16 protein-coding genes and 1 riboswitch are annotated in these 18,094 nt (G+C 45.9%); of the genes, 15 read left to right on the top strand and 1 reads right to left on the bottom strand.

Annotation, left to right across the window (positions count from 1 at the left end; genetic code table 11):
* Positions 1–176: 176 nt before the first annotated feature.
* The 13 genes from PBN151_RS27195 (at position 177) to PBN151_RS27135 (ending at position 16,042) form a co-directional block, all read left to right on the top strand.
* Positions 177–1,169, top strand: coding sequence for a helical backbone metal receptor (locus PBN151_RS27195; RefSeq protein ID WP_072731750.1), 993 nt, complete (start codon positions 177–179; stop codon positions 1,167–1,169).
* A gap of 14 nt (positions 1,170–1,183) precedes the next feature.
* The gene (locus tag PBN151_RS27190) at positions 1,184–2,179 is read left to right on the top strand and encodes a FecCD family ABC transporter permease (RefSeq protein ID WP_072731749.1); all 996 of its coding nucleotides are present in this window, start codon (positions 1,184–1,186) and stop codon (positions 2,177–2,179) included.
* A 3-nt stretch (positions 2,180–2,182) separates the two neighbouring features.
* Positions 2,183–2,995, top strand: a complete 813-nt coding sequence (locus PBN151_RS27185; RefSeq protein ID WP_072731780.1) for an ABC transporter ATP-binding protein — start codon at positions 2,183–2,185, stop codon at positions 2,993–2,995.
* A gap of 7 nt (positions 2,996–3,002) precedes the next feature.
* Positions 3,003–3,497 carry a HugZ family pyridoxamine 5'-phosphate oxidase gene (locus PBN151_RS27180; RefSeq protein ID WP_370510460.1) on the top strand — a complete coding sequence of 165 codons (495 nt, stop codon included), beginning with the start codon at positions 3,003–3,005 and terminating at the stop codon, positions 3,495–3,497.
* Between the two features lie 15 nt (positions 3,498–3,512).
* Entirely contained in the window at positions 3,513–4,010 is a 498-nt protein-coding gene (locus PBN151_RS27175; protein WP_072731747.1) for a DinB family protein, read from the top strand.
* A gap of 112 nt (positions 4,011–4,122) precedes the next feature.
* Positions 4,123–4,974, top strand: a complete 852-nt coding sequence (locus PBN151_RS27170; RefSeq protein WP_072731745.1) for a GNAT family N-acetyltransferase — start codon at positions 4,123–4,125, stop codon at positions 4,972–4,974.
* 145 nt (positions 4,975–5,119) lie between these two features.
* Positions 5,120–8,554: a BMQ_0737 family morphogenetic spore coat protein gene (locus PBN151_RS27165; protein ID WP_072731743.1), complete on the top strand. Its 3,435-nt coding sequence runs from the start codon at positions 5,120–5,122 to the stop codon at positions 8,552–8,554.
* A gap of 185 nt (positions 8,555–8,739) precedes the next feature.
* Positions 8,740–9,717: an aldo/keto reductase gene (locus PBN151_RS27160; RefSeq protein ID WP_072731742.1), complete on the top strand. Its 978-nt coding sequence runs from the start codon at positions 8,740–8,742 to the stop codon at positions 9,715–9,717.
* A gap of 260 nt (positions 9,718–9,977) precedes the next feature.
* Positions 9,978–11,435, top strand: a complete 1,458-nt coding sequence (locus PBN151_RS27155) for a pyridoxal phosphate-dependent decarboxylase family protein (protein ID WP_072731741.1) — start codon at positions 9,978–9,980, stop codon at positions 11,433–11,435.
* Between the two features lie 195 nt (positions 11,436–11,630).
* Positions 11,631–11,736, top strand: a riboswitch (glycine riboswitch).
* A 146-nt stretch (positions 11,737–11,882) separates the two neighbouring features.
* A complete protein-coding gene (locus PBN151_RS27150; protein WP_227775138.1) occupies positions 11,883–13,223 on the top strand; it encodes an alanine/glycine:cation symporter family protein in 1,341 nt (446 codons plus the stop codon).
* A gap of 161 nt (positions 13,224–13,384) precedes the next feature.
* Positions 13,385–13,918, top strand: coding sequence for a sigma-70 family RNA polymerase sigma factor (locus PBN151_RS27145; RefSeq protein WP_021253554.1), 534 nt, complete (start codon positions 13,385–13,387; stop codon positions 13,916–13,918).
* Entirely contained in the window at positions 13,915–15,030 is a 1,116-nt protein-coding gene (locus PBN151_RS27140) for a DUF4179 domain-containing protein (protein ID WP_072731739.1), read from the top strand. Before PBN151_RS27145 ends, PBN151_RS27140 begins: the two co-directional genes overlap by 4 nt.
* 94 nt (positions 15,031–15,124) lie before the next feature.
* A complete protein-coding gene (locus PBN151_RS27135) occupies positions 15,125–16,042 on the top strand; it encodes an alpha/beta hydrolase (RefSeq protein WP_072731738.1) in 918 nt (305 codons plus the stop codon).
* 194 nt (positions 16,043–16,236) lie between these two features.
* On the opposite strand, the gene PBN151_RS27130 is transcribed toward PBN151_RS27135, so the two are convergent.
* Complete coding sequence (locus PBN151_RS27130; protein ID WP_072731736.1) at positions 16,237–16,761, bottom strand: ClbS/DfsB family four-helix bundle protein; 525 nt, start codon at positions 16,759–16,761, stop codon at positions 16,237–16,239.
* Between the two features lie 285 nt (positions 16,762–17,046).
* On the opposite strand from PBN151_RS27130, the gene PBN151_RS27125 reads away from it, so the two are divergent.
* Complete coding sequence (locus PBN151_RS27125; protein ID WP_072731734.1) at positions 17,047–17,634, top strand: hypothetical protein; 588 nt, start codon at positions 17,047–17,049, stop codon at positions 17,632–17,634.
* Positions 17,635–17,639: 5 nt separating this feature from the next.
* Positions 17,640–18,086 carry a hypothetical protein gene (locus PBN151_RS27120; RefSeq protein WP_072731733.1) on the top strand — a complete coding sequence of 149 codons (447 nt, stop codon included), beginning with the start codon at positions 17,640–17,642 and terminating at the stop codon, positions 18,084–18,086.
* Positions 18,087–18,094: the final 8 nt, after the last annotated feature.

The raw sequence follows: 18,094 nt of genomic DNA, 5'->3' as shown, positions 1-18,094 counted from the left end.
CTTCGATCCGTGAAAGTCGCATCACTACAGCAAATATCGAGCTTTATGATAATCAAATGAGAATCAGATTAAAAATCATATTGATAATGAGAATCAATATCTATATAATGAGAATCGTTATCATAATAGTGATAACGATTCTCATATAAAAGGTGTCAAGGAGGCATACATAATCAATGAAATTTATCAAATACGGGGTCATTGCACTCATGATCGTCGTGCTTGCCGCTTGCGGCAATGCGAAGGAGAATTCGACGGTCACTGGTTCGGTGCCAGCGGCTAAGTTCACAACAAATTCAGGTCAAGACTTGCCAAACCATGTTGATAAGAAGCCGGAAGAAGACCCTGAAGTAGAGAAGCTCTTGAAGCAATTCGGGACGAAGCAGCCAGAGAAGATTGTGACATTATCAGTCTCCATTACGGAGATTTTGAACGAAATCGGGGTAACGCCAGCCGGTGTTCCTAAGTCAAGCAATAAACTGCCAGAAGCATTTGATAACGTCCCCCGCGTCGGTTCTTCACACCAGCCTGATCTCGAGCAAATCGCTAAACTGCAGCCAGATGTAATCGTAAGCCCAATGTCTATTAAAGACAGCATTGAGAAGAAGTTGAAGCCAGCGTCATTGCCTACGGCTTATTTGCCGGCAGATTCGTTAGAACAGTTGAAATTATCAATGACTGTACTAGGACGTGTGTTCGGCCGAGAAGACAGGGCAAATGCTTATCTGGAGAAGATTCAGCATGAGGAGCAGACGGTACTTGATTCCGTAAAGGGCAAGCCTGCACCAAAGGTAATGATTCTGTTTGGTTCAGCTGAAGCCTTGATGCTAATGAATGACAATACATTCGCCGGAAGTATTGCACGCAATTTGGGGGCTACAAATGTGTTGTCTGACGTCATGAAGAAGTCAGAGGACTATGTACCGCTCAATATGGAGAGTGTGATAGCTGCAAATCCTGATGCCATCTTGCTGGTCGCGCACGGCGATCCGAATGCGGTTGCCAAGAAATTTGAGGATGACGTGAAGAAGAATGGCGCTTGGGAGAAAATGAATGCCTTTAAAAATGGAAAATTGAAGGCTCTTGATTCCAAATTGTACGGTATTGCGTCTATAGTCAAGGCGCCTGCAGCCTATAAAGATATGGCATACATTCTATTTGGTGAATAAGGGGTTCTTGCGGAGTGAAGAAGAGTACGTCACGACATAAATATATCCTACTCCTTCTAGCTGTTGCTCTGCTTGCCATTCTGACGCTGCTCTCCATCGGGATTGGGAGCGTGCAGTTCAGTATGAAGGAAACGCTAGATGCTGTACTCGGATACGGGAATGATGTCGCCAATACGATATTGTGGGATATTCGCATTCCGAGGGTGCTGATGGCCTTATTTATTGGTGCTAATCTGGCCGCTTCAGGCGCACTAATGCAGGCAGTGGTGCTCAATCCGCTTGCAGATCCAGGACTCACTGGAGTATCGAGCGGTGCGGCAGTAACGGTACTGTTCATTATGCTTGTTATTCCTGGGTATTATTCGATGGTACCGCTCGCGGCAATTGTGGGGGGCAGTATTGCAGCGCTTATGGTTTATGGACTCGCATGGAAAAAGCACTTCGGTTTAACACCTGTGCGCATCATTTTGTCTGGGGTAGCTGTTAATGCAGTATTTGGAGGAATGATTGGACTGCTCTCCATCTTGTATAGCGACAGGCTTCCTGCTGCTCTGCAATGGTTGAACGGGAGTTTATCCAGTACCAGCATGGCGGATGTACTCGTCATTCTTCCGTATTCGTTGATAGGATGGGCAGCAGCACTGCTATGTATACGACATGCGAATATTTTGCGATTGGGCGAGCAGGTGGCACACAATTTAGGGCTTAACCTGACTCATATTCGAATCCTGCTTTCTTTTATTGCGGTATATTTAGCAGCGATATCTGTGTCGACGGTCGGGCTTGTTGGGTTCGTAGGTCTGCTTGTGCCGCACATTGCGAGAATACTGATCGGCTCTGACTATCGTTATCGTCTTCCTCTTAGTCTTGTTCTTGGTTCAATGGTGCTCCTCATCGCTGATACGATTGGTCGGACAATCTTCAGTCCTGTAGAGATTCCCGCAGGAATTGTCATGGCCATGGTAGGAGGGCCGTACTTCTTATATTTGATGCGGAAAGGGGATGGCTGATTGATGCTGCATCTGTCATCACTGAACATTCGTTATGGGAACAGACAGATTGTGCACGATTTCTCGCTTCATGTGAATGAAGGCGAGGTGCTTACAATCATCGGCCCTAACGGATCGGGCAAATCTACTGTTCTGAAGGCAATTACTCGATTAATTCCCTGTGATAGTGGGCGAATTTGTATTGCGAATGAGGAATTGCAGCAGTTCAGTTCGAAACAGCTGTCGCAGATCATGTGCATGTTGTGCCAATCCAATTCAAGCCCTTCCGATATGACCGTAGAAGAACTGGTTGGATATGGGCGAATGTCCCATAAGAAATGGTATGAACGGATGAATGATGAGGACAAGGAGATTATCTGCTGGGCAATGGAGCTAACGGGGATGACCTCCTATAAGGAGAGAACGGTTGTATCCTTGTCAGGTGGAGAGGCTCAGCGCGCATGGATTGCAATGGCGCTGGCCCAGCGGCCAAAAGTGCTGTTGTTGGATGAACCAACGACTTTTCTCGATATCGCGCATCAGCTTGAGGTTTTGGAATTGGTTCGCAAACTAAATCGTGATCTGAATCTAACCGTTATTATGGTGCTGCATGACTTGAACCATGCCAGTGCCTACAGTGACCGAGTATGTGTCATCCAGAGCGGGGGAATCCGCATTTGTGGTACCCCGGGTACGGTATTTACATCAGACCTGATTCGCAGTGTATATGGAGTAGATGCAGATATTCAGTATTTACCGGATCGAGAACATCCACGAATACATGTGTTGAATAAATGGAATAAGGAAGCGAGGAATGGGAATGAAGCAACAGGATAATGACAAAATGAAACAAAAATATATGAATTTTATTGATAGTGTTCAATCTGTAGTGCTCAGCACAATTGCCGAAGATGGCTCTCCGTTTGGCTCATACGCTCCCTATGTGCGGAAGGATGGCAAGCTGTATATTTATTTGAGTAAAATTGCCCAGCATTATCGGTATCTTGAGCATAATCCGTGTGTAGATGTTCTCATGATTGAAGATGAGTCCAAGACCGGAAACATGTTCGCTAGACAACGTGCTCGCTTTGCATGTCAAGCGGCAAGGCTGGACAATGAGGCGAATGAGGACATATTTGCTGCGTTTGAAGCGTCGTTTGGATCAAGTCTAATTCAGATGCTAAGAGGACTTGATTTCTCATTGTTTGAACTGACACCTACAGAAGGACGGTATGTTGCTGGATTTGGCCAAGCCTATGATATTGATTTGGAAGCATTGCGCTTCGATCATGTTGCCAGAGATGGACATCAACCGTCTGAACGATTTCGCACAACGTAGGAGGGGGATGAAGGAATGACGTACGATACGGTATCGGTCATATGGGATACGATCCAAGAACGGTTCTATCAGATGGTGCAGGAACTGACTGATGATGAATTGAGTTATGGAGTGGGAAGTGCCACAATTGGCTACATGATTAGACACAATGCAGAGGTGGAATATTTATTCACAGAGTGGTACTTTGGCCAAGAGTTGCCTGCGGATGTGGAAATTCGAACGAGTCGAGGGCCGTCAGGCGATCCGAATCGATATACAAGCATACTTGACATGCTGCAATTGATTCAACATTCGCAACATCATATTCGTCAAGCGATGTGTACGCTGCCTGAACAAGCATGGCATGTTCCGGTGAAGTCGCCAATGGGAACCATCACACCGCTACAAGCGGTTGGACGCCTGTTGTATCATACCAGTCTTCATGCAGGGCAAATTGCCTTCATACTTAAGCATACCAATCCCGCCTCCATCTCTGCAAGGCAGCAGAGGTCTGCCCCTGCAACTTTACATTGAGCCAACATGTAAGTTAGATTGAGCTACCTTGAAATCAACCTTTTGGTTGATTTCTTTTCTTTGTGTGGAGTAAGATATGTCCCGAGAGGAATGAACTGGAGGATGATGGCAAATGATAAAGTATCTTGCATGTTCAGAAGTAGATATTTCAAACATTTATGAAGCGTTTACAGTTGGCTTTTCTGATTATATCGTGAATATGGAAATCTCCGAGGAGATGTTCAAGACTCGTTTCTTTGGCGTTGAAGGCAACCAGTTGGAGAATTCCTATATTGCGATGGATGGGGAACGCCCAGTCGGACTGATGCTAGGCGGATTGAAGAGATATGAAGGCATATTAACGATGCGCTGTGGAGCACTTGCAATCCATCCTAATTATCGTGGAATCGGAGTGAGCTCAAAATTATTCGAGCTGCACAAGGCTAGAGCAGTGGAGTGCGGTTGTGGGCAGCTATTCCTTGAAGTCATTGTTGGGAATGACAGAGCGATCCAATTCTATAAAAAGAAAGGCTACTCCAAGGTATACGATCTTAGCTATTTTACATTGCATCATCCAGCAAGTATCTTGGGCAGAAATGTTGAGGGGTATGACATAAAGCCAGTTCCGTTCGAATGTTTTGAGCGGCATGTGCACAATTGGCGTATTTCGCATATCAATTGGCAGAATGATCTGGACTACATGAGGCTGTCTGACACCAATAACTATGTTGCAGCTTATAAAGACGATAAGGTCATTGCAAGTTTATGTATGAATGTTAGTGGCAAGGTTAGTTTTCTCTATGTAGATGTTGAATATCGAAATCAGGGGATTGCAACGGATATGCTGCTGACAATGATAAGAGAGAAGCAGCCAGAGCGAGTATCGGTTTCTTTTGCGAATAATCATTATCTAGAAGGTTTTGTATCTAAGCATGGATTCAATCGAAATGAGCTCGAGCAATATGAAATGTATTTGCATTTGTAAATAATTTTGCATTTGTAATCAATAGATTGCCCCTCATTGAGGGACTTGGACGGGTGGATAAGCCTACATCGGGTCAATGAACTATCAGCGTACGTACAGAATATAATGATCACACGATCACGTATGCTGTAAGGATGTGTAGACAATGCCATTTATATTGCGCTTCAGTACGATAACAAGAGGTGCGATTACGTTCACTGGGAATTCTCTAGGGATCAGCCGCGCCTCTAGATTTTCTCCTGCTTGTACACCGGGTACGGCTGATGCGATCGGCTCCTTTATTATCAATGATCCGAACTCGGTGTGCGGAACGGTTCCGTCCAGTCCTGCGACTGGCGGGGGAACGACGAATATGTATATGATAAATTTTTCAACAAATTCGCTCGTCCTCCCTCCTGGAAGTACAGTTGTATACGCTGAATTGGTATGGGGCGGGACATATTTGATCAATACACCGGGCGGCGAGGATTTATCGGCCCGTTTGAATGACCCGGTCAGATTCAGTACCCCAGCAGGAATGTTCAATATTCAGCCAGAGACGTTCTTTAATTATGCCGTTAATATTCAAGGTGATTTAGGATATGTGCGTTCTGCCAACGTTACTGCGCTTGTAGCAGGTGGCGGTGCAGGAACATATGGGGCTGGAAAAATCGTTGGAACACTGGTTCCGGATCCGAATACGACAAGTTTCGCAGGTTGGTCACTCGGGGTCGTATACGTGAATCCTGCATTGCCTTTCCGCAGCATGAATTTATATGTCGGGAACGTCCCGATTCAAGCCGTATCTCCACCAGTCAATGAAATGATTGGGAATTTCCAAACTCCGTCAACAGGCCCTATTACTGGCCGTCTTCTCGTCAGCGCGCAAGAAGGGGACGCGGCGATTACGGGAGATTTCGTACGTTTCGGCCCAACCCTTGCCAGTCTTACAACAATTCCGCAACCCGCTGGATTTACGAACAATTTCTTTCAATCACTAATTTACGATGACAATGGGAATATCAATCCAACGGCTACGTTTGGGGATCGCAATCCGATACCTGGGCAGCCGGGATCCAACATCATTGAGGGGAATCGCCAAGGATGGGATATTTCCAACGTAAGCATCTCCAACAGTCTCGTGAACGGGCAAACTTCAGCAGCGATTCAATTTGGAACGAATGGCGACGGATATACTGTCAATCTGCTGGCGATTCAAATTGACAATATTCCACCGACGCTGCTGCTGGAGAAGACCTCTTTTCCTGATACAGTCACCGTTGGAGAAGAGATCGTATACACCATTGTCGTCAGCAACGATGGAGACTCCCCGCTTGTGAACACTGTACTTACTGACCCGCTACCAGCTGGTGTTACGTTTCAATCGGTTCAAACTACGCAAGGTTCGGCATCGTTTGCTGCTGGAACGGTTACCGTAGATATCGGGACGATCCCGGTTGGTCAAAGTGTTACCGTCAATATTACCGTGCTGGCAACAGCGGCTGGTCTCATATCCAATACTGCTTCAGCCCAAGCCAATCAGACCGGTATCATTTCCTCAACCGCAGTCAATACCGTAAATCCTCTGCCGCCTCCAATTCTAGAAATTGAGAAGCTGGACTTTCCCCCAATCGTCGCCGTAAATTCAGAACTCGTTTATATTATCTTTGTCTCCAATATTGGAGGGAGCACAGCGACCAATGTTGTTATGAATGATCCGCTGCCGGCAGGAACCACCTTTGTATCCGCTGAATCGGATCAAGGGACGATTTCGTTCGATGGCACGACAATTACGAATGACATTGGTTCACTTGCTCCGGGAGAGACTGTGGTCATTTTTATCGTCGTCATCCCAACGGTCACAGGTACAGTCTTGAACACGGCAACGACTTTTTCAGATGAGACTGCGCCACAATCCTCTACTACCGAAACTCTAGTTATCGAAGAGCCGATACTTGAGTTAATGATATCGAAGTTTGCAGGGCCGGATCCTGCAACTGTTGGAGAAGAACTCATCTATACGATCGTTGTCTCCAACGAGACGACGGAGTTATTAACCGGCGTGGAAGTGGTGGATGTGCTGCCACCTGGTCTCGTCTTCGTATCTGCCGAAACTACGCAAGGAACCGTAACTGAAGCGGCTGGCACCGTGACAGCATTGATTGGCGATCTTGATCCTGGTCAGTCTGAAATCATCACGATTACCGTTATTCCTACAGCTCCGGGCGTCGTAACGAACACAGCTACAGCGACATCTGATCAAACAGAACCTGTATCATCCACGATTGATACAACCGTCATTGCGCTTCCTCCTGCTTTTTTAACCATTGAGAAGCTTGCCGAGCCGGATCTTGTAACCCTTGGAAATGAAGTCATCTTTCAAGTGACGGTGTGCAACATGGGAGAAACGGCGGCCACAAATGTGGTTGCGGTGGACACATTGCCTGCAGGCGTTGAAGTCACTGGTATCCAAGTATCTGAAGGCACATTCACGCAGGTCGGGCACACGATCACAGCATCTTTCGGTGTCATTGCCCCTGGAACGTGCGCTATGATTACGATCGAAGCAATTACGACTGTAACAGGAACATTAACGAACACAGCAGTGGTGACCGCTGATAATGTTGAAGACTCTGAAACAGCAACCGCAAGCATTACGGTATTACAGCCGCTCGCCATTTCGAAGCAAGCATCAAGCAACCCTGTGCTTGTGGGCGGCCTGTTGCAATATACGATCAGTGTTGCAAATCTCGGAGAACTTCCTCTGACGAATGTAATCGTGCGTGATGTCATTCCTCCTACGGTTGAATTTGTCAGTGTTCAATCTGAAGGAGGCACTTGCTCTGTATCCGGGCAGACCGTTACTTGTCTCTTGGGCACATTGGAGGGTCAACAAGAACAGACGATTATCATTACAGTCATTCCTTTGTTAGAAGGGGTGGTTACCAACACGGCTACCGCTCAGGCGGATAATACGCCTCCTGTTACAGCTATGATTACGACGCTAGTTGTTCGTCCTTTAGAGTGCATTTCTGTCAGCAAACTGTTCGATTGGGTTGTCACTCGGAGTGATTTTATCGTGGAAGAATCTATTCCCGAAACCTGCAGGGCTTTCGTAGAACAAGCAATTGCTGGTGGTCGGCAAGTGCTCGTGAGCTGCAATGCAGTGCCAGCTACGGGAGAATGCAGCATCACGGTTGTAAAGCGGCTGCCGCTGCCCATTATCGGATCGCAAGCAGCTATTGTACTGACCACGTGCTCTGTAGAAGTAACGATTACGTTAACGGATAGCGGAACGGGAGAAACATGTACGTTTACGCTATTGGTCAAGAATAACGAGAAAGTATCACTTTGCTTACCGCTCCCATTAGATGAATCCAACATTACTTCTCAAATATTCGATATCCATTGTGCTGCACGAATTACTGACAGCTTAACGATTGAGTTGCAATTGGATTGGTGTTTGGAGCTTATCGTGAAATTTACAATACCGCTGATGGTTGAAGCGACATTCTGTCAACCTAGGGCATTAATCCCGATACCGGAGTCATGCAGCATCAGCCTTCCATTGCAATGTCCGACGATTTTTCCATTCGTATAAATGTCGTGTAATCCATAGAGATTCTGGATTCTTTATTGTTGTTGAGAACTCATGCTTTCATGAGTTTTTCTTTTTGTGCGCGGAAGTGGAATCATAAGGCAGACACATATTTGATCGGATTCAGATCAAGGGGATAGCTTGTGATATAATTACTGCTAAATAAGGAAAGCAAGGAGTTGATCGTCATGCAATATCGTCGTCTTGGCAATAGTGGATTGAAGGTGTCTGTGCTTGGATTAGGAACAAATGCGTTCGGCAAGCGGGCCGACAAGCAGGCTTCGACTCGGATTATTCATCAAGCGCTGGACTATGGCATTAACTTTATTGATACGGCTAATATTTATGCTGGTTCAGAATCAGAACGCATCATCGGTGAGGCGCTGACAGGCAATCGACACAATGTCGTGCTGACAACGAAGGCAGGATTAATTCGAGGACAGGGGCCGAACGAGCGCGGGTCATCTCGCTTTCATTTGCAGCAGGAATTAGACAATAGCTTGAAGCGGCTGAATACCGATTATATTGACCTGTATCAAATACATTCATTTGATCCGCATACTCCACTTGAGGAGACGCTGCGGACGCTTGATGATATGATACGTTCAGGCAAGGTGCGGTATATCGGAGCGTCTAACTACGCTGCTTGGGAGCTGATGAAGGCGATTGGCATCAGTGAACGGCTTGGTCTGAATCGTTATGTGTCCATGCAAACCAGCTATTCACTAGCTGATCGAACGCCAGAACTGGAACTGGTTCCGCTATGTCAGGATCAAGGGGTGGGAATCATTCCATATTATCCGCTTGCAGGAGGAATTCTGACAGGAAAATATCGAGTAGAAGATCAGAAGCCAGCTGGCTCACGAGCAGATACGGATCCGAATTTCTACAAATTCTTCAATGAAGAACGGTTTGCGTTAAGTGAACAGGTGAGCGAATTGGCAGCGGATATCGGCTGCAGCCCAAGCTCGTTGTCATTAGCTTGGCTTATGCACCAGCCTTGTGTATCGACAGTCATTGTAGGAGCGACGAAGGTGGAGCAGTTAGAGGACAATATAACGAGTGTCAATGTCGAACTTAATGAAGAACAGTTGAACCGATTGGATGAAATAAGCCGTCGATATCGGTATGGTGAACCTTTTGCTGTATACCGATTGCCTGAGTAAATGAGAAAGTAAGGAAGCAATAGACACCGTCTCTAGATAATAGGGGCGGTTTTTTTGAGTTGAGATTTCGAAATCTTGCGCTCATATTCAAAATACGATGTAAATGGTAGGACGGTATGTATAATAGGGGGATAAATGGCCTGTCCTCATAGCGAACTGATAAACTGTACCTGTTCAATTGTCGTCTTGGTCGGTAAGCTATTATTCAATTGGAACATCTTTCTTGAATTGAACAGTGGAAGGGAGTTGCTGGAATCTGTATGCTTAGACAGAATCCGATCTTGGATCTATCAACTGAGGAACAGTATATGCTAGGCTCATATACGTTAGAGAAAATCAGTCAGTATCTATCATACACCGACGAGGTAGTAGTTGCCCCTGAATTAATCCCGTCAGAAATCGTGCAGTATGCGGAGCAAATTGACTTTGCTGCTCCTGTCAAGCCTCAAACTGCGGTTCAGCATGTTATAGAAGGACTGCGTCGATATCAAGTGCACACAGCACATCCAGGATATTATGGCTTATACAATCCCCGTCCGAACTTTATGGGGATTATGGCAGACACGATAACAGCGGCGTTTAACCCCCAGCTTGCTGCATGGAGTCATGCGCCGCTCGCGGTAGAGATTGAGAATTACGTACTGCGTGAGCTCGCCGTTCAATTTGGTTACCCGCGTGATGTTGCTGATGGAACCTTCACGACTGGGGGAGCGGAAGCTAATATGACTGCTGTCTTAACGGCTCTATCTTATCATTTTCCAAAGTATGCAACAGACGGATTAGCAGCTCTGGAGAAGCCACCCATTCTGTATGCTTCTGAAGAGAGTCATCATTCATTGGTGAAAGCGGCTCGTTCCTGTGGGCTTGGAACGAATTCAATTCGCTCCATTCGTACGAACGATTCCTTGCAAATGGATATAGACGCGTTATTAGAACAAATACGTATAGACCGCGCGCAGGGTTTTGCCCCATTTCTTATTATTGCTACAGCGGGAACGACGGGAGCCGGTGCAATTGATCCGTTAATGGACATCGCAGCAATAGCGGAGCATGAACAGATGTGGCTTCATGTAGATGCTGCTTATGGCGGTGCAATCGTGTTGGATTCCGAAATGTCCTACCATGTGGATGGTATCCAGCAAGCAGATTCAATCGCGTTTGATGCTCATAAGTGGCTGTCCGTTCCGATGGGGGCGGGCATGTACTTCACACGGCATTCACGTATATTGAATGAAACCTTCCGTATAACGGCAGATTATATGCCGAAGGAGGGAGGAGAGCTGCATACGATCGATCCATATACGCATTCCATTCAATGGTCACGGAGATTTATAGGATTGAAGCTGTATCTATCCCTGGCTACTGCGGGTTGGGAAGGATATCGGGCTGTCTTGCGACATCAAGTTGAAATGGGCAAGCGATTCAGAGAAGAATTAATGCGATCTGGCTGGACAGTTGCCAACGATACCGTGCTGCCTGTCATCTGCTTTCTTGATCAAGATGCATGGGAACGAAACGATCAGCATTTCGCTCTAATTGTGAATCAACATTTATTAAGCACAGGGAAAGTGTGGCTATCCGTATTTACCATTCATGGTGTACCAACGCTGCGTGCATGCTTTACCAATTACGATACGAGCGAACAGAATATGAAAGAACTCATTCATTTATTAAATGAGGCCAGATCCCTGTATTACAGTCAACGAGCACATGTGTGATAAATGGTATGGGATAAATTACAATGCAGTGGATCATTGCACAATGATAGTGTGTCTACTATAATGTTACCTACAACTTTATAACTGGATGAAGTTTGCGGGAGATAGACGAATCGTCTAGCCGAAGGGGTAAGCTCTCAGGCGCCTAGGCATATCGAACCTTGAGCTCGAGTATGTATAAGCAGGACCGTAAATGGACAGGACTCTGGAGAGACTCCATGATTGGGGCACCGAAGGGGCAAGGCGAATTGAATCTCATTAATTCGTTAAAACTCTCAGGTAAAAGGACAGGGATGCAGAAGCGTAGAAATCGTAAGTCATTGGTATGATGATCTTATTTAGGTATGTCACTTACGTCAGGTTATTTATTCTGCACACATGTCCCCAGGGTCAAATCATTCGATTTGACTCTTTTTATTATTCACAAAGAGGGGAACTGATTTGACAATGATGGAACAATGGTTAGACAAATTGAACAACATGGTATGGGGAGCACCGCTTCTTATTTTATTAGTAGGAACGGGAATTTTATTAACGATCCGCTTGGGAGCGCTACAGTTGTTCCGCCTGCCGCTCGCCTTGAAGTTAATATTCAAGTCGAAGAACGAGGGAGAAGGGGATGTATCCAGCTTCGGTGCATTGGCTACTGCGTTGGCGGCGACAATTGGAACTGGTAATATCGTGGGGGTTGCTACTGCAATAAAGGTGGGTGGACCCGGTGCATTGTTCTGGATGTGGGTTGCTGCATTCTTCGGAATGGCCACCAAATATGCGGAAGGATTGCTTGCTGTCAAGTATCGCAACATTGATGACAATGGACAAGTGCTAGGCGGTCCTATGTATTATATTGAGAAGGGACTTGGCATGAAATTCAAGCCGCTTGCTGTGTTCTTTGCGATTAGCGGAGTACTGGTTGCCTTACTTGGAATTGGTACATTTCCGCAAATTAATGCGATCGTCACTTCTACAGAAGCAAGCCTTGGTGTACCTGCAGTAGTCACTGCGGCAATCGTCACTATCGTGACCGCGCTTGTTACAATTGGCGGGATTCAGAGTATATCGCATGTGACGACGACAATTGTTCCTGTCATGGCTATTATCTATTTTATCGCGAGTTTTGTTGTGCTTATTGCATTTGCGGATCAGATACCGCACGCACTGTCGTTAATTTTCCATGGCGCGTTCAATGCAACAGCAGCAGGTGGCGGCTTCTTGGGAGCAACGGTTATGATGGCGATCCGCAACGGGATTGCAAGAGGCGTATTCTCCAATGAATCAGGTCTCGGAAGCGCACCGATTGCGGCCGCGGCTGCGAAGGTGAAATGGCCGGCTGAGCAAGGACTCATATCAATGACCGGAACATTCATCGATACGATCATCGTCTGCTCGCTTACAGGATTAACATTGATTGTAACGGGTGTATGGAATGGCCCAATGGAAGGAGCGGCCATGACACAGGCAGCATTTGATGCTGCGCTGCCATACGGTTCCCTCATTCTTATGTTTTGCTTGATTTTATTTGCATTTACGACGATTCTTGGCTGGAACTATTACGGCGAACGGTGCATGGTTTATTTATTCGGTGTCAAATCGATTCTGCCGTACCGCCTTATGTTCATTGCGATCATTGGCTTTGGGGCATTTATCAAGCTGGATATGATATGGAAGCTTGCTGATATTGTAAATGGATTAATGGCGCTGCCGAACTTAGTTGCACTGCTCGGTTTGTCTGGAGTCGTCGTGTCTGAGACGCGTCTATATTGGAAGCATAGGGAATCCGAAAAATAAATAGAAGCAGGAAGCTATTCCTGTTCTTAAGTAAACTGCCAAATGCATGAAAGTGAACATTTGGCAGTTTTTTTGCGTTTAATGAAACCTTTTGCCTATCTTGTGCATCTAATTGACAGTTTGATTCGCGTGTATGGGGTAAAGAAGGGAGTAGAAACGGCTTGCATAGCGATATAGAGACAGAAGTGAGATTGGCTAAGGAAGGTAACAAAGAAGCGTTTATTCGACTCATCAAGCAGCATGAAGCCCAAATGTTCAACATGGCCAGGTCGATCGTCAGAAGGGATGAGGATTGTGCAGATGCGATGCAGGAGACTGTGCTCAAGGCTTATCGCGCACTGACCAACCTAAATCATCATGCCTATTTTAAGACTTGGCTCTTTCGGATATTGATCAATGAATGCAATATGATATTGCGGAAGCAGGCTCGCATCATCATGCTGGCTGAACTCCCAGAAGTTGGTGTTGCCACGGCTGAATACAGTGATCATCTTGATTTGCGTCAGGCGATCTATCGGCTTGAGGAAGTATCTCGCAATATTGTTATTTTGTTTTATTTTCAGGATTTGCCTATGCATCAGATCGCCGAGATGATGGATATGTCCGTGGGCGCGGTGAAGACACGGCTGCATCGGGCACGTCACACGCTCGCAGAATGGCTGGATGATACTGAAGAAAGGAAGATGAACGGATGAAAGACATACAACTGCCTATCGATCAGCGACTGGAACAGCTTAGGGAACCATATATTAGCGAGCTGCCAGAATCCGTTCGCAACCGGATGGATCGGACATACCAGATCATCGACGAGATGCTTCCTGGACGGAAGAGAAGAAGTCGGAAGAACCGCTGGCTGCGCAGAGTGTTGATTTCAACAGCGGGTGTAGCGAGCCTCGGGATTGTCATGATCTTCTCGGGTCTTGCCTCTCCAGCGATCGCACAGACGTTGAAGCAGATTCCGTTCATGAATAGCGTATTCAAACTGGTGGGGGATCTTGGCTTGCAAACCGCTGGAGAGAAGGGGATGGTCACCTCAGTCAATCAGCGCGTATCCCATAAGGGAGTGACGCTCACGATTTCTGAGATGATGTATGATGGCAGCAGGCTATCTCTAGTGCTCAGTAGAGAAGATGCGAATGCGGCGAAGGAGTCTTTTTTTCAGTTATGGAACAAGCAGCGCATGCTTAGCAAGCGGGCCAATAATATCGATTTTTATATGGGAGACAAGCAGATAAATACCGGGATGGGACTGCAGCCGGGTGGGGAGCATGCTCCGCAATCGATAATCGTTACCGCTTTAGATTCCGCTGATCTCGAGCTTCCAGACTCGTTCGAAATGAAGATGGTCGTGTATTTGGCTGATGTGGATGAGAATTACGAGTTCCTCTTCCCGATCAAGAAGGATACGGAGCGAACGATTATCCTGAAGACATCAGAGACCAAATCACATGATTCGATAAATATGACGATCGATCGAGTCGAAATTACCCCCATCACAACCCGCTTGCTCGTCGGTGTCCACGGGGCAAGCGGAGAAGAAGATTATTGTAAAATGCTGGATGCAATACCGGATAACTATAAAGTTGATGGGTTCCTCAATCTTGAGTTCGATATCGAGGATGAGCAGGGAAATGAACAGAATGCAATTGCTGGGAATGGTTCAGGAGAAGGAAAAGGAATGGTGTTCTCAACCTCTTACGAGCCGTTCAAGGTGAAGCCTAGCTTTATCATCATTAAGCCGTTTGTAAGAAAAGGCCCGGATAAGAACTATATTCCACAGCTGGAGTTCAAGCTGCCCGTTCGATGAGAGGATTGCATTCCTCGATCATTCGCGTGTAACATGAATATTGATGGAATTATGCCATTACATCATGTATTTCAGTCGGAGGAGAGTTCACATCATGGAGCGCTTGAATGATTTGGAACCAGGTATTCGAAGCATCGTTAAGGATTTTATTGAATCAGGATGTCCTTCTGCGAGACAGCAGAGCTATCAGGATCGCCGTCAAGGTTATGTACAATCGGTTGTGTTGGCAGGAGAAGCGGAGCCTATTTGGAAAATCACCGATCATACGATCGATTCCATTCCTTTACGCATTTACCGACCGTCGTATGAGTCTAATCTTCCTGTTATGATCTATTATCATGGCGGGTGCTTTGTGAGCGGGGATTTCACAACTCATGACCGCCAGTTAAGAGCATTAGCTAACAAGGGGAACTCGATCGTGGTAGCGGTAGATTACCGCTTGGCACCAGAGCATGCCTATCCAGCAGCTCATGATGATGCCTATAAGGCTGCACAAATTGTGCGTGAGCATGCCGTATCATGGGGAGGAAATCCGAACGATATTACACTGGCAGGTGATAGTGCGGGCGGACACATTGCGCTAGTAACGTCCTTGCGGCTCAAGGCGCAAAAGGAATGGATGCCAACAAGACAAATCTTGATATATCCGATGTTGGACGCAAGCGGAGCAAGCGATAGTTATCAACGGTACGGAGATGATTACGTGATCACTCGCGACGCACTGCTCAGCGGTTATGAAGCTTATTTCGGAGACATTCCGGCAGAACATCCAGAGGCAAGTCCTATTCAGCGCAGCGAATTGGAAGGATTGCCATACACACATATTCTTCTTGCCGAATTCGATCCTCTTGCGGACGAGGGAGAAATGTTGTATCGGCGGCTGCTTGATGCAGGAGTTGGTGCAGAGTGCAGGAAGTACTTCGGTGTCAATCATGGATTTTTCCAACTCGCGGGCATAAGCGGCGCTGCACGGACGGCCATTCAGGACGTTGCCTCTATTATGACGAGGTAACAATAGATACAATCATTTGCTTGAACTAGATATAGAAAATTTGAAATAGATACAGATATAGATATAGATATAGATACAGATAAAAAGAAGAGATAAAAAGGTGAATAGATAAATTCCTAGTTGAATCAGCGGCAGACGGTTCATATCCGGTTACGAGCGTACTGATCTGTCGCTGTACAACTAGGATAATAGAGTTAAGACATACTCAGAAAACCTTTCTTCCATTTTCTAATTTTCGTTCGGAAATTTGTAAATGGAGCAACCGAATTAATATGTATCCATCGAGCCATCGGCCAATTCTGCTTGTCCCCTGTCCAATTGCGAACCCCTTGTCTGAACAACGCCTCATCGTTATAGCTATCAATCCAATTCACCCACAACTGTACGGCATCCTTAAGTTGATTCCTCAATTCAGTTAACGAGTAAGATGAATAATGCTCGTAGAAAGATTGATATAATGCACCGAGTTGATTCCACTTATAGTCTAGAGAAGGCATATGTACGATTTCGCCTTCCTGTTCCTGCTTGTCCCACCCCATAACGAGATGCAGCCAGCCTAATTGATAGGCGATGATCTCGGCTGGAGTTCGATCTACCCCAGTGATCCGGACATCCCTTGCACCGTCCTCGATATCGTTGAATTCTTCATCAAACCGCCTGTAGGTATATTGGATTGCATCAATTAAGGCAGCCTTATTGTTGTAATGATATGCTGTCATCGTGTTATCCCTCCTATTCAGTTCCTGTATATAGTATGACATTGGTAACTTGACAACTGGTTGTCAACAATAATTGAACTTTGGAAATTTTGATTTCGCTGCAGAGTTGGAAAAGTCCCTTTGCAATCGGGGATATTCATTCATAGGCTCTAATGGGATTGTTCCAAGATCCATGTCTGTCTATTGAGCTTGTTTTGAAAGGTCTGATAGAGTAGTGATAGCAATAATGGCATAAAAGGATTTTGGTCTATATCATAGTACTTTACAGGAAGGTGCTTGCTAGGGATGAATAAGATGTTTGCCACGCTAAGTGCAGTCATCGTATTAGCATGTTCATTACTAATATACCATTTTGTAATGGATGATTCGCATGTTGAACGTACTAATTCACACAGTCAATTATCGCTTATCGATGCACTGCATGTTGGAATGGTAGCGGCAAAAAAGTGGAATCCCGAAGCTGTCCTACTCTATGTGACAAGCGTGGATGACGGGTTAGGGAAGACAAGTGGACAAGAAGGTACAAGGAGTCGATGGAATTTACAAGTGGGTGCCCCTGCGAACAAGCGCGCTGTTATTGCGATTCGGGATGGAAAGGTGGATAAGGTCATACCTGGAATAGGTAATTACAATTCCGAATGGATGGTATCTACCGACAAGGTCAAGATTGACAGTACTGTGGCAGTACTCAAAAGCATACGGTCAAGACATTTGCTGCCTGGAGATGGATGGGCTAACGGCTATCACTTTATTCTTCAGGCAGGAGAAGGATTGACTACAATTAAGGTGATTGGCCGAGATGATCAAGATCAACTGCAGCAGATCGAGTTCGATGCTGTAACGGGGAGGATATTGTCTGGACAAGGGGAGTGATTAAGATGAGAAAGTGGTTTGCAGCCATAATCATGTCAGCAGCACTTCTATTTACCGGAGTATCTACAGCGAAGGCGGATATCACGTATATGAATGAAGATTTTACTGCTTATACAGGGGCAGCAGGAGACAATAACCCGGTGTTTGCTGGTGGAAAAGCTGCCTACATCGGTGGTGTTGCTGTGCATCCGACAATCTGGGGGGCGGGAAACTGGAACAAGCCTGTTTTTCCGTTTGGTACAATGATTGTATTAAATAATAATGAGAGCATATCGATTCCAGGCGGTTACGTGATAAACACGTTTGTTGTGGAAGATACAGGGGATCTCAAGAATACAGCTAAACTCTCATATCGTTGGATTGATGTCTATTTCGGGAAATATAGCACTGCCAATCATCAAGCGGCTATTAACTTTGGCAAAAAGAAGCTCAGTTATACGGTAATATCTTAATAACTACT

The sequence above is a fragment of the Paenibacillus sp. NAIST15-1 genome, from assembly GCF_001894745.1.
GTDB classification, from domain to species: Bacteria; Bacillota; Bacilli; order Paenibacillales; family Paenibacillaceae; genus Paenibacillus_B; species Paenibacillus_B suaedae.
This window is presented reverse-complemented; position numbering and strand designations above follow the sequence as displayed.

Excerpts from the sequence above, each read along its gene's own strand:
- PBN151_RS27195 (WP_072731750.1), top strand. The coding sequence starts at position 177 with ATGAAATTTATCAAATACGGGGTCATTGCACTCATGATCGTCGTGCTT.
- PBN151_RS27185 (WP_072731780.1), top strand. The coding sequence starts at position 2,183 with ATGCTGCATCTGTCATCACTGAACATTCGTTATGGGAACAGACAGATT.
- PBN151_RS27180 (WP_370510460.1), top strand. The coding sequence starts at position 3,003 with ATGAAACAAAAATATATGAATTTTATTGATAGTGTTCAATCTGTAGTG.
- PBN151_RS27175 (WP_072731747.1), top strand. The coding sequence starts at position 3,513 with ATGACGTACGATACGGTATCGGTCATATGGGATACGATCCAAGAACGG.
- PBN151_RS27170 (WP_072731745.1), top strand. The coding sequence starts at position 4,123 with ATGATAAAGTATCTTGCATGTTCAGAAGTAGATATTTCAAACATTTAT.
- PBN151_RS27165 (WP_072731743.1), top strand. The coding sequence starts at position 5,120 with ATGCCATTTATATTGCGCTTCAGTACGATAACAAGAGGTGCGATTACG.
- PBN151_RS27160 (WP_072731742.1), top strand. The coding sequence starts at position 8,740 with ATGCAATATCGTCGTCTTGGCAATAGTGGATTGAAGGTGTCTGTGCTT.
- PBN151_RS27155 (WP_072731741.1), top strand. The coding sequence starts at position 9,978 with ATGCTTAGACAGAATCCGATCTTGGATCTATCAACTGAGGAACAGTAT.
- PBN151_RS27150 (WP_227775138.1), top strand. The coding sequence starts at position 11,883 with ATGATGGAACAATGGTTAGACAAATTGAACAACATGGTATGGGGAGCA.
- PBN151_RS27140 (WP_072731739.1), top strand. The coding sequence starts at position 13,915 with ATGAAAGACATACAACTGCCTATCGATCAGCGACTGGAACAGCTTAGG.
- PBN151_RS27135 (WP_072731738.1), top strand. The coding sequence starts at position 15,125 with ATGGAGCGCTTGAATGATTTGGAACCAGGTATTCGAAGCATCGTTAAG.
- PBN151_RS27130 (WP_072731736.1), bottom strand. The coding sequence starts at position 16,761 with ATGACAGCATATCATTACAACAATAAGGCTGCCTTAATTGATGCAATC.
- PBN151_RS27125 (WP_072731734.1), top strand. The coding sequence starts at position 17,047 with ATGAATAAGATGTTTGCCACGCTAAGTGCAGTCATCGTATTAGCATGT.
- PBN151_RS27120 (WP_072731733.1), top strand. The coding sequence starts at position 17,640 with ATGAGAAAGTGGTTTGCAGCCATAATCATGTCAGCAGCACTTCTATTT.